Origin of the sequence: Streptococcus sp. SPS1, assembly GCF_030439915.1 — a bacterium.
Lineage (GTDB): Bacteria > Bacillota > Bacilli > Lactobacillales > Streptococcaceae > Streptococcus.
Genome location: NZ_JAQFJG010000008.1, coordinates 36,459 through 51,130, shown reverse-complemented (window position 1 = coordinate 51,130; position 14,672 = coordinate 36,459). Strand labels below are relative to the sequence as shown.

Here is a 14,672-nt window from a genome sequence, read left to right as displayed (position 1 = left end):
TACCAAAAAAAACACGGCTCATCACCGTGTTTCTGTGTTTATTTAACGAGTTTCTTCATCTCATCAATACGTGCGACGGTCGCGTCGTATTTAGCTTGGTAGTCGGCTTGTTTGTCGCGTTCTTTTTGGACGACTTCTGGTTTGGCATTGGCTACGAAGCGTTCGTTAGAGAGCTTCTTACCGACCATGTCCAGTTCTTTTTGCCATTTAGCTAGTTCCTTGTCGAGACGAGCGAGTTCTTCTTCGACATTGAGGAGGTCTGCGAGTGGCAAGTAGATTTCTGCTCCTGTGATGACGCTTGACATTGCGAGTTCAGGTGCAGGGATGGTTGATGCGATTTCCAAGTGTTCAGGATTTGTGAAGCGTTTGATGTAGTTGACATTGCTGTTAAAGAAGGCTTCCAAGTCGCTATCGCTGGTCTTAACAAGGATGGTGATAGGCTTGCTTGGAGTAACATTTACTTCTGCACGCGCATTACGAACAGCACGAATCAAGTCTTTGAGACTTTCCACACCAGTGTGGGCAACAAGGTCTTCAAAGGCTGGGTTGACAGTTGGGTATGCTGCTGTAACGATAGAACCTTCTGAGATTTGGCCAAAGATTTCCTCTGTCACGAATGGCATGATTGGGTGGAGGAGACGAAGGATCTTGTCCAGAGTGTAAAGGAGAACAGAGCGTGTGATGACTTTCTCTTCTTCATTGTCGCTATAAAGGACTTCCTTAGTCAACTCAACGTACCAGTCCGCAAATTCATCCCAGATAAAGTTGTAGAGGATGTGGCCAGCCACACCAAATTCAAACTTGTCAAAGTTAGCAGTAGCTTTTCCGATGGTTTCATTGAGGTTGTGGAGAATCCAGCAGTCTGTAACATTTCCAGCTTCCTTGTTGACAACTTTTTCCACATTGGTAGTTGCTTGCTCAAGGGTCAACCCTTCATTGTTCATGAGGATGTAGCGAGAGATGTTCCAGATCTTGTTAATGAAGTTCCATGAAGCATCCATTTTCTCATAAGAGAAACGCACGTCTTGACCTGGTGCAGAACCGTTTGAAAGGAACCAGCGAAGGGCATCGGCACCGTATTTCTCGATGACATCCATTGGGTCAATCCCATTTCCGAGAGATTTAGACATCTTGCGCCCTTGCTCGTCACGGATGAGACCGTGGATAAGCACGTTTTGGAATGGCTGACGACCAGTAAATTCCAAGGATTGGAAGATCATACGAGATACCCAGAAGAAGATGATGTCGTAACCTGTTACCAAGGTTGAAGTTGGGAAGTAACGTTTGAAGTCTTCTGAATCGACATCAGGCCAGCCCATGGTTGAGAATGGCCAAAGGGCAGAACTGAACCATGTATCCAAGACGTCTTCGTCCTGAGTCCATCCGTCACCTTCTGGAGCTTCTTCACCGACATACATTTCACCCTCAGCATTGTACCAAGCAGGGATTTGGTGACCCCACCAGAGCTGACGAGAGATAACCCAGTCGTGAACATTTTCCATCCATTGGAGGAAGGTATCGTTGAAACGAGGTGGGTAGAATTCAACCTTGTCCTCTGTGTCTTGGGTAGCAATAGCATTTTTAGCCAATTGGTCCATCTTGACGAACCATTGAGTAGACAAGCGTGGCTCAACCACTACACCTGTACGTTCTGAGTGACCAACACTGTGGACACGTTTTTCGATTTTGACGAGGACACCAATTTCTTCCAGTTTCTTGACAACCGCTTTGCGGGCTTCAAAACGGTCCATACCTGCAAACTCGAAGGCAAGCTCATTCATAGTTCCGTCGTCGTTCATGACGTTGACTTGCGGCAAGTTGTGACGTTGACCAACCAAGAAGTCGTTTGGATCGTGGGCAGGCGTGATTTTCACGACACCAGTACCAAACTCAGGATCAGCATGCTCATCCCCAACGATTGGGATGAGTTTATTAGCGATTGGAAGAATGACGTTTTTTCCAATCAAGTCCTTGTAGCGTGGGTCTTCTGGATTGACCGCAACCGCAACGTCCCCAAACATGGTCTCAGGACGAGTTGTCGCAACTTCAAGGGCGTGTGAACCGTCTTCCAGCATATAATTCATGTGGTAGAAGGCACCTTCCACATCCTTATGGATAACTTCGATATCAGAAAGGGCAGTGCGAGCAGCTGGGTCCCAGTTGATAATAAATTCACCACGGTAGATCCAGCCTTTCTTGTAAAGGTCCACAAAGACCTTACGAACAGCTTTTGACAAGCCTTCATCAAGAGTGAAACGCTCGCGTGAGTAGTCTACAGAGAGCCCCATCTTGCCCCATTGTTCCTTGATAGTAGTGGCATATTCGTCTTTCCATTCCCAGACCTTCGTCAAGAAAGATTCACGACCCAGGTCATAACGGCTAATGCCCTCACCACGCAAACGCTCCTCAACCTTAGCTTGAGTGGCAATCCCAGCATGGTCCATCCCTGGAAGCCAAAGGGTATCAAAGCCTTGCATGCGTTTTTGACGGATGATGATATCCTGAAGAGTCGTATCCCAAGCGTGACCAAGGTGAAGTTTCCCAGTTACGTTTGGTGGCGGAATGACGATTGAATAAGGCTTAGCCTTTTGATCGCCTGAAGGCTTGAAAACGTCCGCATCAAGCCATTTTTGGTAACGACCAGCCTCAACCTCGGCTGGATTGTATTTAGGTGAAAGTTCTTTAGACATGTGTTTGTCCTTTCTAGTTAATATCTTTAATTAATTTCGGTGGATATGAAGTGGAGTTTTGATTAATTCCCCTAACCAAATAATTATCATAAGCAAATCTAAATTGTTGCTCATACTCTCTACCAATGACATCACTGAATTTAATTTTGAATTCTATAAAATAAATCTGTTTTTGGTTATTTGCTAATTCACAAATTTCTAAATTAATTGATTCATTTGGTATTGCAAAGTTCTCACTAAAATAATTATGAAATCCATGAGTTACTTTTCCTAACGATGGTACTTGATCGAAAAAAATTGTATTCCCATTTGAATCATTTCTCATCTCCCTAGTCATTATATTGGTCGCTGTTCCTCTACCAACATTCGTTAAGTACAACTTCACATATAATTTCTTATTTGAATCATATTCTATGCATGATTTAGTTCTGTTAATATGGAAATATGGTTTCAAATTGGATTGATTTTCAATACTAAATTGTAATTCATTCGTTATCTGTTGATATTCTGAAAAACTCTTTTGAAAATCCTGAAAATCACTTAATTTCTCTTGCGCTTCTTTATTAAAAGCATTCTGTGCTTTTTGCCTCTTATCATCATCTTTTTGCTTTTTACGATTTGAAAAAAATGTAAAAAATCCTGTAATTAATGAAATTACCAGCGCTATAAAGGCAACCTTATCAGAGTCATACAATTCACTAATCAGCTTCCAAATATCCATTTAACTATCCTCCATAATCTTCCTAAACTGCTGATTAAAATCAGACACATACTTCTAAGTTCCATTGAGCCTCCCACTCACTCCTCAACAAGCCATATATCAGGCTGTCACAGCGGTTTCCTTGAATATCTTTACGGTCTCTTATGCGAGCTTCGAGGGTAAATCCAAGTTTTTCTGCGACTCGTTGACTTTGGACATTATAGTCAAAGCAAGTTAGTTCAATCTTGTGAAGGCCCAAATCTTTAAAGGCTAAGTCAATCAAGGCAAGCGCTGCTTCTGGTACATAGCCTCGACCCCAATAGTCTGGGTGCAAGGTGTAGCCGAGTTCCAACACATCATCTTCGTGTCGGTGATTGAAGTCAACAGAGCCAATGACTTTATCAGTTCCTTTGACGACAATTCCATAGCCAGCTGGGAGATTTTCCTTTTCATTACGCTCAGGAAGGATATGCTCCAGATAATAAATCTCATCTTCCAAGGTCTTGACAGGTGGAAAACCTGCTGGGTAAGAAACTTCTGGACGACTAGCATAATCAAAGATATCCTCAGCATCCGCCACTGTACGGACTCGTAAAACGAGACGTTCTGTTTCTAATCGTTCTGGCAGTTCAGTTCTTGTCATCCTTATACCTCGCTTTCTACAAAAAATCGCCCCTGCCATCTACATGACAGGGACGAATGTACTTATCCGCGGTACCACCCAATTTCGGGCAGTTGCCCGCAACTTTGTTTATTTCATTTTCATCCATTAGCAACCAGTTTTGACACATTTGTGGACTTCTCAGCTCCGCCACTTTCTGTAAAATGTGGGATTCAAAACACCTCTAATGGCTCTATTGTAGCAAGATTTTTTCGGAAATGCAAGGAACAAGAAAAATTACTTGAACTTGATGCCATTTTCCTTCAATTTCTTGATGGTAGCTGGGCCGATTCCTTTCAAGGCAAGGAGTTCTTTTTCAGTCCAGTTTTTGAAATCTGAAGCAGACTTAATTCCTTCATCATAGAAAGTTTTGGCACGGTCAAGTGGAAGTCCACCCAAGTTTGCTGCAAAATCTTCTACAGAATTGGCTACTTTTTGAGCTTGTTCTTTGGTAGCTTCGACTGCTTGTTCAACTTTTTTAGAAACAGCCTTACCAGCTTGGCTTGCTGACTGTTCTGCACGTTTCACGACTTTTTTTGTCTCTTCTACAACCTTAGTCACAGTACTTGAAAAGGCACCTGCACGACGGAGGCTATTTCGTAATTGTTTTTTACGATTGAGTTTCTTTGACATGATAAAATCCTTTCAATAAAAAACCCCTGTTCTGACAAGGATTTAATATAAATATTCTATCAAGATTTTAGTAAAAAATCAAGAATCTATCTCATTTAATAATTCCGCTCACCAAACAATCCCTCTGGTAAATCATGGAATCCCTTACCTGCCTTGAAGTTTTCAAACTTACCAAGCAAGAACTGATAAGCATCCAAGCGGCTTTCGTAGCGAATCATGGCATCTTTGGCACGTTCGTCTTGGTCTTCTTCGTAGACTTTTTGGCTTTCCTTATGCGCCATGTCGTTGATCATAATCTGGGTATTGACCCAAGCTTCAAATTCCTTCATAAATTCTTGTTCGTAACTCATTTTTTCTCCTTATTCTAATCCACGGAAATAGTCCGTGTCAATCTCACGGTAGGGCTGAATATCCTGAACATACTCCAACACACCTTGGAATTCTCCCTCTTCATCGTGCACTGCTGCGTAGGTGATGTGGACAAACTTACCTCTCGACTCAGACTTGAACCACATTTCATACTTATCCTTAGTACCTTCACGAAGCCCCTTCATGATAGTCTTGACCTTGTCCAAGTACTTAGGCGGATGGCAAAGTTCAACATTACGCCCGACTTGGGACGGCGTCCGTTTGAAAATCATCTCGTCAGCCGGCGTATTGTCATTGTAATACTGGAAAATATCGTCTTTATTGACAAAGGTAATCTCCATAGGGAGGTGATTGAGGATGAGATTGGCCTGCTCGACTGAAAGATAGCCATTCCCAAAAGCCTGTTGACTATGGCGGTCCAGCACTGCTTCCTTTTCCTTAGGGGTAAAGGTAATGGTAAACTGTCCTTCTGGCGTATCGATAACTTGTTGAACTTGACCTTCTGCCATATCTAGCTGTACAGGCTCCTCTGCAGTCTTTTCCTCGACAAAACTCTGGCGTTCTGGCACCCATTTCTCAGACGGACGGATGATAGCATAGCCATAGGTATCGCTCTCCTCCGCAATCTGAAGCCAGTCATCCTGAGTAAAGGACTCGAGGAGAATCATGAGAAGGATGGACTCTTCCTTGAAAATCATACTTTCAAACTCTGTCGCAAAGGCTTCAAAAGCTTCCTTTACGCTTCTAATTGACACTTCTGGTAGTGACTTGGCTGTCGCTAAAGCTGTTTGAAAGAGTTCCCTGATCTGATCATCCACTCCCCACATGACCTTAGGAGGTGAATCGTGACCATAGCGCTCCATGATGGGGAAGAAGAGCTCTTCCTTACGCTGGTAGTGGATGTCAAATTGCCCCACAAGTCCCATCTGACGGACCAAACCCTTGCGCATCTCCGCCAGCATTTCCTCATCTTCCATAGACTCATAGGTATCTATCAATCTCCGAATACGAATCAAGGCAGCACGGAGAGCCAGATTTTCTTCCTTAAAGACCCGAACTGGGTGGCCGGGATGCTCGGTATCTGCAACTTCGACATCCTTAACAGCATTTTTAAAAAGATTGGCATGGACATCACAGAGTTCCATGACATCTTCAAAAGTGACGCCCGAGTCTGAGTTCATCAGCTCGTGCTCCATGAGGGAAATCTCGATGGCTGAAACACCTGTAAAGGTCGCATCAAAACGCTCCTGAACCGACTCAGGAGAGGCGCCATTGTGCAATTCTAACAAAATATCCCGCAGGACATGAATCCGTTCATCTGCCATTAGTCTAACCCAATCACTTCGTAGCCGTTTGCTTCCAGCGTGCGGACAATCTTGTCCATAGGAGTTCCTTCAAGCTTAGAACCCTGTTTGAGCGATACCTTACGACCAACTGTGTTGCGCATTAAGGGATTGGCAAGGGGTTTAAAACCCAACTCCACTAAAATTTCCAAGACTTCTGGATGCTTGTCCACTACTTCTGCAACAGGAATTGACACATCGATGATATTGTCCATGACGACCTCCATTGTATGTTCTAAAATGATTTTACTGCTTATATTATACCATATGGAGAGAGATTAAAAAACTAGCAGTGGAGTTCCTGCTAGTTCTCTGCGACATGGATTACCATCTAGATAAGTTTAAAGAGCCAATCCAATATCTTAAATAATAGCTTGTAAAACAATAATTGAACTGCAAAAGAGATGAGCATCCAAAAGAATTTCACAATTCCAATAATCGGTTTGATAAAAATAATGGCAAGAAGTCCCCAGAAAAATTTCATTCTCTCTCCTCTGGCTTGATGAGCCACCGAGCCGTATCCATTAGCTTGTCTGCAATAAAAAGTTTTCCCAGACCGACAACGGCGTGGTCATCTTTCTTTATCGTTTTCATGACTTTTACACCTTGCATGGTCAAAAAGTAATTCCCGTAAGTTTTAGCTAAAGTTTTTATGAGTCCCATATTACTCTCCTTCGAGGATTTCAGCCTCTTTTCGGATTGTTTCAACATCTTCTTGATATTGAACTTCACTATAGTTGACTAGCTTGGATAATTCTTTCTGCAAGCTTTCCCCCATTGGTTTCATAGTTGCAAAGGTTAAACCACCTGAAATGATACCACCCAAGATAGGAATGAATTTTCCCATTCCTTTGGCCAGCCCTCCCTTGGTCAGATTCACACCAAATATTTTTAAAACTTTTTTCAAAATAGGGTACCAAAGCGTCTTTGTTAACGCTTTATTAGGTACTGTTTTCATTACCTGTTTGGCAATTGTTATACCACCTGCACGTAGCAAGGCAGCGGTTCCATTCACCCCCAACATTACACCTAGATAAAGCAAGAGGGTATTTTGAGCATCTTCACTCAATTCCTCGCGTGAAGCCCAAAGATCTTCATAACCATAAATATAACCTAATTCTTGAGCCAATTTCAGAGAGAAACCATAAAATTGAGCCACATCAGCTGGAATGGTAATTGCCATAGCAATCCCTCCTGGTAATCCTGCCAAAACAGAGGTTCCACTCGCCAATAAAACATTATCCCGAATACAAGCATTAGCTACACGATCTAAGATTTCTTGAGATAGAAGAGTCGTTGGACCTTGTTCCAATAAGGTAGGAATATCTTTTTGATCCAATTCTTTGGAAAACTTATCCACTAAAAATTTCGAACGATCAACCTTAACAACAGGTAGTTTCACCACTTGTTGCAATACTTGCATAGCTAAGTCTTGTTCAGCCATATACAAACTCCTTTTACTTCTGTAAGTTATATTCTATGATAGCATACTCTTTTAAAGTATGTTTCAAATTCCCCTCAAAAATTTTCAAAAAATCCTTAGCAACTTATTTGTTAAAGATGTTTAATAGTCTTTGTAGAGACAGCTAGAATATTCAACTCCTACCCTTACAACATGATATTCTATCTGTGAACGATAGTCTATTATTGTTTCACCTAAAATGTTCCTTGAATACACACTAACTATGAGCTTCCGAGCTTCATCTTATAAATCCATAATTTCTTTTTTCTTTCGATCAAATTCTTCCTGAGATAATATCCCTGCATCTAAAAGAGATTTTAGTTTTGTAAGTGCTTCGATTTGCTCATCTAATGATAGACTTGGTTTCATGGCTTTTTCATCTAAACTTTGAGCCATATTCATTCCAAATATCATTCCAGCACTATCACCTAGACCATGTTGCTCCACTCCTGATGCAATTTTTTGTTGTGCTACAATATTAGAAGATTTCTGCGATACATCATCATAAGCTTTTAAATTCATCTTATTTGATGAAAATTGTTTAACCAGTTCCTTAGATTCTGGTGAGAACTCAATATTAGCAATGGCAACTTTTACAATCTCAAATCCAAAACGTTCTTTCCAAGTCCCTGCATACTGTCCATCATTTGATACTTGTTCCGCAAGAACTGCAGCTTGTGAGGGTAATTGTGAAATACGATAAGTTGTTGACAAAGAATTAAGTGCAACAATAAAAGATTGAAGAAACTCTGTCACTATTTGTGACCTAGCTTGAGCGCTATCAAAGGTATAATAAGTCACATTGGCAGGAAGAAAGTTTCTGATAAATTGCTTAGCATCTGTAATTTGGATAGAAAATGTTCCAAAAGCACGTACTTCTAAATCTGTTCCATAAAACAAATCATTATACATGACTGGACCACGGGTTCCAAATTTAATATCACGAATTTCTCTCAAATTAACAAAACAAATCTGTTTTTGCTGATCACTTTGACCACCGAATCCAACACGATTAACAACATTGTCAAACAGTGACTTTTTCAATCCATCACCGTTAAAAACACTGCTCTCACCATTTTGGTATTCATATCCACCTGGTTCTGTAATAATTTCCTCGATACCAGACTGACTAAAGATAAAGGCAGCAGTATTTTCTGGAATAAAAATCTTGGATCCGTTGGAAATAACACCTACAGCTCCCTTCGTATTGACACCCCTACCATTATTACTTTCTTGAACAATACCGGGACTTACAGCTGTATGTTCATCAAAAGCTTGAACTGTGATAATTTCTTTCCACTGATCTGCAAATGTCCCACCAATAGAATCTGTGATTGCTTTTATCAACCCCATTTAATTGCCCCCTTATAAACTTTGCTCCATATCACAATAGGCACATCTCACTGTTTGCTTCACTTGACCTGACAAAGGTGCTCCACAAAAGCTACACTTGGTTGAAATCTTTTCTGGCTCTGCATCCTTAATCCCAAGCCCTGCTTTAAAAGTGTCAAATGTATCCTTAAATGTTTCTGCTAAAACATCTGCTCCAAACAAGCTACTATCTCCCAAGGTTTCAAAATTACTTGTATCACCTGAAATCAATTTAATAATGTTCCTAGCCCACTTGTCAGTATCCTTAGTATTATTAAATGCAAAGATAGCTTGTCCGCCATTATAATAAATTTCCAGCCGTTTCACACCATTGGTTTTGGTTACTGAAACTTGAGGTTTCCCTTCAAAAATTTTAATCTGGTTAATAGGAATGGTAACCTGGTCTTTTTTCCCTCCCCAAAAACCTTTTTTGATATGTACTAAGTGTAGATTCGTTAAAATTAATTCATCTGTAGACAAACCATTTTTCCCAAAACTCACATGGTCACTATTCATAACCATGTATTCATGTGGCAATAATTGATAATCCATCTTGAACCCCACTCTTCCTATTAAAGACTAGCTTTCCACTGCTCCACTTGTTCATGTAGATTATCACGATAATCTTTTAGAGTCTTAATCACTTCTTCTTTCCCTTGAATCGGTGCTTTCTTTAGTGGACCATATTGTTTTTTCAAATCTTCCATTTCTTTTTTAGTGCTATCTTTTAGTTCTTGGATAGCAGCGCTATCTTCTAAAACAGTTCCTTTAAAGGCTTCGTCTGCTTCTGTATAGTAATTATCGATTATTTTCTCATTCATAATCAAGTAATCTTCATAGGTTTTTATAGACTCAATTGTCGCATCGCTAACATCTTGTGGGTTAAAATCGCTTGAACTGAGTTTTTCTTTTGCTTTAGCAAACAATCCTTTCTTTTCAGAACTACTAGATGAAGCTTCTGTTTTATTCTCACTAGAAGAGCTACTTGTTTTTTCAGAAAGAGAACTACAAGCAACTAGAGTAGAAACGGAAAGACATAGCAAAGCTAAACGACAAACTTTTTTTTTATTATTCATTAATAGAATCTCCTTTTATTTATGAAATCATCATATCATATTTCCTAAAAAAAAAAAAAGCATTTTCTGATTAGATAACATTAAAAAATACAGAATCCCTTTTTTAAAAGAATATTTTTCCATTTCAAATTCCACCTATTTTCTCCACCAAAAAAGAGGGTTGCCCCTCCTTCTTAGTTCTTATCCAGATTGCGTAGCATCTCGTCAATCTTGTTTCCATATTCGATGGATTCGTCTTTGACGAAGGTCAAATCTGGGATTTTGTACAATTTCAAATTTCGACCAAGTCCACGTTTGATGGTACCAGTTGCTTTCTCAAGCCCGATTTGAGCTTTTTGATTATCCGAAGCAAGGTTACTCAAAATGGTGTAGTAAACCTTGGCAACAGACAAGTCACCTAGCATCTGAACATCTGTAATGGTTACGCCTTGGACACGCGGATCACGGACTTTCTTTTGCAAAATCTCATTGACTTCACGCTTGATTTCCATGCCCACACGATCCGTACGGAAATGATTTGCCATGATATTCCTTTCTCTACTTTGAACCAAAAGCTAGGCCAGCAGACCTAGCTATTTTTAAATTTATTGATTTTCAGTTCAAATTGAAACGAAGTTCAATTTGAAATCATCCGCTTCTTTCGCTGTGGTGAAAGTGATGGAACTGATTTATCAGTCCCATCACAGGGGATTTTTGAGACCCCAGGCTCAAAAATAAGCAATGAAACCATCGGTTTGCTTGCGTCCCTCACCACCTAAGAAAGGAGCAAAAATCTTATCTCTTGATTTCTTCCATGACATAAGCCTCAATCACATCATCAGTCTTGATATCATTGTAACCATCAATCATCAAACCACCTTCACGGCCGTTAGTCACTTCTTTCACGTCGTCTTTGTAGTGTTTCAAGCTAGCAAGTTCGCCGTCATAGATAACGACACCATCACGGATAACACGAACTTTAGAGTCACGGGTAACCTTACCGTTGATAACCATGAATCCACCGATAGTTCCCACTTTAGACACCTTGAAGGTCTCACGGATAACTGCTTCACCGATAACTTTTTCTTCGAATTCTGGATCAAGCATCCCTTTCATGGCTTCTTCCATCTCTTCGATAACCTTGTAGATAATGCTGTGGAGACGGATTTCCACATCGTCAGCTTCTGCTTGTTGACGAGCTTGTGGTGTAGGACGTACGTTGAAACCAACGATAAAGGCATTTGAAGCTTCGGCAAGAGTCACGTCTGATTCGTTGATCGCACCGACCGCTGAGTGGACGATGGTCACTTTGACACCTTCCACGTCAATCTTTTGAAGTGAGGCAGAAAGGGCTTCAACAGAACCTTGTACATCGGCCTTGATGATAACGTTAACAGACTTGAGTTCACCAGCTTTAAGGGTATCAAAGAGGTTTTCAAGGCTGACACGTTGGGTAGCTTGACGTTGTTTCATAAGAGCACGTTTGGCACGCTCTTCACCTGCTGCACGCGCAGATTTTTCATCCTCGTAAACGGCAAAGTGGTCACCTGCCATTGGCGCTTCGTTCAAACCTGTGATTGAAACTGGTGTTGATGGACCTGCTACCTTAACACGACGACCAAGGTCGTTGGTCATAGCACGGACACGACCGAAGGTATTTCCGACAACGATTGGGTCTTGAACATTCAAGGTACCTTGTTGAACAAGTAGGGTTGCGACCGCACCTTTTCCTTTATCCAAGCGAGCTTCGATAACTGTACCGATCGCGCGCACTGTTGGGTCTGCCTTGAGTTCTTGGATTTCAGCCACAAGAAGGACTGTTTCCAACAATTCTTCGATATTTTGGTTGAATTTAGCTGAGATTTCAACAAATTCAGAATCTCCACCCCAAGCAGTTGACATAACCCCATGCTCTGCCAATTCACCGATAACGCGTTCTGGGTTAGCACCTGGTTTATCAATCTTGTTAATGGCTACGATGATTGGAACGTTGGCCGCTTTTGAGTGGTTAATGGCTTCGATAGTCTGAGGCATAACCCCGTCATCTGCCGCTACGACCAAGATAGTAATATCGGTAACAGAAGCACCACGCGCACGCATAGATGTAAAGGCCGCGTGTCCTGGTGTATCAAGGAAGGTAATCTTCTTGCCATTTTCCACGATTTGGTAGGCACCGATATGCTGAGTGATACCACCCGCTTCACCTGTCGCAACACGAGAGTTACGAAGGGTATCTAGGAGTGTTGTTTTACCGTGGTCAACGTGTCCCATGATAGTTACAACTGGTGGACGCTCTACCAATTCATCTTCATTGAGATAACCATCTTCGACAAAGAAACGTTCGATGTCGGCATTATCCACTTCAACCTTTTGTTTAGCTTCGATACCATAATCTACCATGAGGAGTTCGATGGTTTCTCCATCCAAGGATTGGTTCTGTGTGGCCATGACACCCATCATAAAGAGTTTCTTAACGATTTCAGCTGGTTCACGTTTGATACGTTTTGCGATTTCCGCAACGGTCATACCATCTGTATACTCAAATTCTGTTGGCAATTCATGGAATTTACGCTCTGTAACAGGTTTTGGAGTCTGATTACGGTTGTTCTTGTTATTGCCTTTTTTGTTCTTTTTGTTGTTATTCCAGTTACTATTCTTTTGATTTCTCACTTGATTTTGACTACTTCGATTCTTTTGTTGTTTTCTAGGACCATCTTCTTCATGATCATAATCGTCACGATTTTTGTCTGGTCGAGCTTGTTTTTTACGACGTGTATCCACTGCAGGTTCTGTTTTCTCAGGGACGACTTCAACCACTGCTTGAACTTGCTGTTCTTGTTGCGCTTGTTGCGCTTGTTCAGCTAACTTAGCCGCTTCTTCAAAGATTTCCTCTGGTTCCTTGCGTTTATTAGCTTGAGCCAAGGCTTCTTTAGCAGCCTGATACTGCTTGAAGCGTTCCTCGCTTGAACGTGCGTACTCTGCATTTTGCTCTGCTTTTAGGGCTGCTGCACGGGCTTTAAAGTCAACACGTGGAGCCGCTTGATTTGGACGTTTGTCCCCTTGTTGACGGCGCTCATTTCCACGATTTTGCTGACCTTGCTGTTTCTTAGCTTGGTCATTAAAGCGACGATTATCGCGGTTGCCTTGACCTTGTTTTCCACCATTGCGACCGTCGTTTTTCTGACGGTTTCCGTTTTGTTGTTGGTCACGGTTATTGCCCTTACTTTGCTTGCGTCGCTCTGCCTGCTCTTTGGCACGGGCTTCACGCTCAGCCTTGAAATTACGACTTTGCGGTTTAGCCGCTACTTTTTCTGCCTTCGGAGCGACTGCCTCAGCTGGTTTTGCCTCTTCCTTGGCTACAGCTGGTTTTACTGGTTCAGACTTTTCGGCTTTCTTTTCTGCACTTGCTTTTGGGGCTGCAGGTTTTACCTCTTCCTTGACTACAGCTGGTTTAGCTGGCTCAGATTTATCGGCTTTCTTTTCTGCACTTGCTTTTGGGGCTGCAGATTTTACCTCTTCCTTAGCTACAGCTGGTTTTGCTGGTTCAGATTTCTCGGCTTGCTTTTCTGCACTTGCTTTTGGGGCTGCAGGTTTTGCTTCTGCTTTTGGAGCAGCTGCAGGCTTAAAGCTGGCAGCGATTTTTGCAGCGACAGCTTCTTCCACACTCGATGAGTGGCTTTTCACATCCAAGCCCAACTCTTTTGCACGCGCTACAACTTCTTTACTTTCTTTTCCAAGTTCTTTTGCGATTTCGTACAATCTTTTCTTAGACAAATCATGTCCTCCTCTTCTATTCCATAAGAGACCTCATTTTCTTTGTAAATCCAGCATCTGTTACAGCCAAAACCTTTCTCGATTTTCCGACTGCTATGCTTAATTCCAGTGTTGAAAACACGGTTACAATTTCTACTTGATAATAATGACTTTTATCTTGAATCTTCTTGGTCAGATTGGGTCCAGCATCATGGGCTAGAAAGACCAACTTGGCCTTGCCGTCTTGAATGGCCTTGACCACCAATTCTTCACCCGATATAATCCGCCCTGCTCTCTGAGCAAGTCCCAAGAGATTGCTTATCTTTTGCTTATTCAAGTCCTAACTCTCTTCTTTTCACTTTGTGATCCACATAAGCGATCAACTCGTCATAAAAGCTTTCTTCCACTTCCATGCTAAAGCTGCGGTTAAAGACTTTCTTCTTTTTCGCCTCTAAGGCTTCTGCATTGTCTAGCTTGATATAAGCGCCGCGGCCATTGGCCTTGCCTGTCGGATCGATAAAGACTTGTCCTTCTTTGTTTTTGACAATGCGGAGCAAATCACGCTTATCAATCACTTCATTGGACACGACAGACTTGCGCAAAGGGATTTTTCTCGTTTTCATCTTTCCCTCCTC

17 protein-coding genes are annotated in these 14,672 nt (G+C 41.7%); all 17 read right to left on the bottom strand.

Going from position 1 to position 14,672, the window contains the following annotated elements; genetic code table 11:
- Positions 1 to 38 precede the first annotated feature (38 nt).
- The 17 genes from PCY12_RS07010 to PCY12_RS06930 all read right to left on the bottom strand — a co-directional run bounded on the left by PCY12_RS07010 (position 39) and on the right by PCY12_RS06930 (position 14,660).
- Positions 39 to 2,690: a valine--tRNA ligase gene (locus PCY12_RS07010; protein WP_301352187.1), complete on the bottom strand. Its 2,652-nt coding sequence runs from the start codon at positions 2,688 to 2,690 to the stop codon at positions 39 to 41.
- A 13-nt stretch (positions 2,691 to 2,703) separates the two neighbouring features.
- A complete protein-coding gene (locus PCY12_RS07005) occupies positions 2,704 to 3,411 on the bottom strand; it encodes a hypothetical protein (RefSeq protein ID WP_301352186.1) in 708 nt (235 codons plus the stop codon).
- A gap of 40 nt (positions 3,412 to 3,451) precedes the next feature.
- A complete protein-coding gene (locus tag PCY12_RS07000; protein ID WP_301352184.1) occupies positions 3,452 to 4,033 on the bottom strand; it encodes a GNAT family protein in 582 nt (193 codons plus the stop codon).
- A gap of 255 nt (positions 4,034 to 4,288) precedes the next feature.
- A complete protein-coding gene (locus PCY12_RS06995) occupies positions 4,289 to 4,684 on the bottom strand; it encodes a helix-hairpin-helix domain-containing protein (protein WP_000038635.1) in 396 nt (131 codons plus the stop codon).
- 95 nt (positions 4,685 to 4,779) lie between these two features.
- Positions 4,780 to 5,034 (bottom strand): DUF1912 family protein, encoded by a 255-nt coding sequence (locus PCY12_RS06990; RefSeq protein ID WP_000119707.1) that lies wholly within the window; start codon positions 5,032 to 5,034, stop codon positions 4,780 to 4,782.
- Between the two features lie 9 nt (positions 5,035 to 5,043).
- Positions 5,044 to 6,378, bottom strand: coding sequence for a DUF438 domain-containing protein (locus PCY12_RS06985; RefSeq protein WP_301352182.1), 1,335 nt, complete (start codon positions 6,376 to 6,378; stop codon positions 5,044 to 5,046).
- Positions 6,378 to 6,611: a DUF1858 domain-containing protein gene (locus PCY12_RS06980; protein WP_000368739.1), complete on the bottom strand. Its 234-nt coding sequence runs from the start codon at positions 6,609 to 6,611 to the stop codon at positions 6,378 to 6,380. Before PCY12_RS06980 ends, PCY12_RS06985 begins: the two co-directional genes overlap by 1 nt.
- 116 nt (positions 6,612 to 6,727) lie before the next feature.
- Entirely contained in the window at positions 6,728 to 6,880 is a 153-nt protein-coding gene (locus PCY12_RS06975; protein WP_000668197.1) for a hypothetical protein, read from the bottom strand.
- The gene (locus PCY12_RS06970) at positions 6,877 to 7,059 is read right to left on the bottom strand and encodes a hypothetical protein (protein WP_020903130.1); all 183 of its coding nucleotides are present in this window, start codon (positions 7,057 to 7,059) and stop codon (positions 6,877 to 6,879) included. Before PCY12_RS06970 ends, PCY12_RS06975 begins: the two co-directional genes overlap by 4 nt.
- A gap of 1 nt (position 7,060) precedes the next feature.
- Complete coding sequence (locus tag PCY12_RS06965) at positions 7,061 to 7,840, bottom strand: hypothetical protein (RefSeq protein ID WP_261040025.1); 780 nt, start codon at positions 7,838 to 7,840, stop codon at positions 7,061 to 7,063.
- A 261-nt stretch (positions 7,841 to 8,101) separates the two neighbouring features.
- On the bottom strand, positions 8,102 to 9,211 hold the full coding sequence (locus tag PCY12_RS06960) for an SPFH domain-containing protein (RefSeq protein ID WP_301352181.1): 1,110 nt from the start codon (positions 9,209 to 9,211) through the stop codon (positions 8,102 to 8,104).
- A 12-nt stretch (positions 9,212 to 9,223) separates the two neighbouring features.
- Positions 9,224 to 9,781, bottom strand: a complete 558-nt coding sequence (locus PCY12_RS06955) for a hypothetical protein (protein ID WP_261040029.1) — start codon at positions 9,779 to 9,781, stop codon at positions 9,224 to 9,226.
- A gap of 20 nt (positions 9,782 to 9,801) precedes the next feature.
- Positions 9,802 to 10,305 carry a hypothetical protein gene (locus PCY12_RS06950; RefSeq protein WP_261040032.1) on the bottom strand — a complete coding sequence of 168 codons (504 nt, stop codon included), beginning with the start codon at positions 10,303 to 10,305 and terminating at the stop codon, positions 9,802 to 9,804.
- A gap of 173 nt (positions 10,306 to 10,478) precedes the next feature.
- Positions 10,479 to 10,829, bottom strand: coding sequence for a 30S ribosome-binding factor RbfA (gene rbfA / locus PCY12_RS06945; protein ID WP_301352180.1), 351 nt, complete (start codon positions 10,827 to 10,829; stop codon positions 10,479 to 10,481).
- A 250-nt stretch (positions 10,830 to 11,079) separates the two neighbouring features.
- Entirely contained in the window at positions 11,080 to 14,058 is a 2,979-nt protein-coding gene (infB, locus tag PCY12_RS06940) for a translation initiation factor IF-2 (RefSeq protein WP_301352179.1), read from the bottom strand.
- Positions 14,059 to 14,074: 16 nt separating this feature from the next.
- Positions 14,075 to 14,374, bottom strand: coding sequence for a YlxQ-related RNA-binding protein (locus PCY12_RS06935; protein WP_001041390.1), 300 nt, complete (start codon positions 14,372 to 14,374; stop codon positions 14,075 to 14,077).
- Entirely contained in the window at positions 14,367 to 14,660 is a 294-nt protein-coding gene (locus PCY12_RS06930; RefSeq protein ID WP_000857562.1) for a YlxR family RNase P modulator, read from the bottom strand. Before PCY12_RS06930 ends, PCY12_RS06935 begins: the two co-directional genes overlap by 8 nt.
- Positions 14,661 to 14,672: the final 12 nt, after the last annotated feature.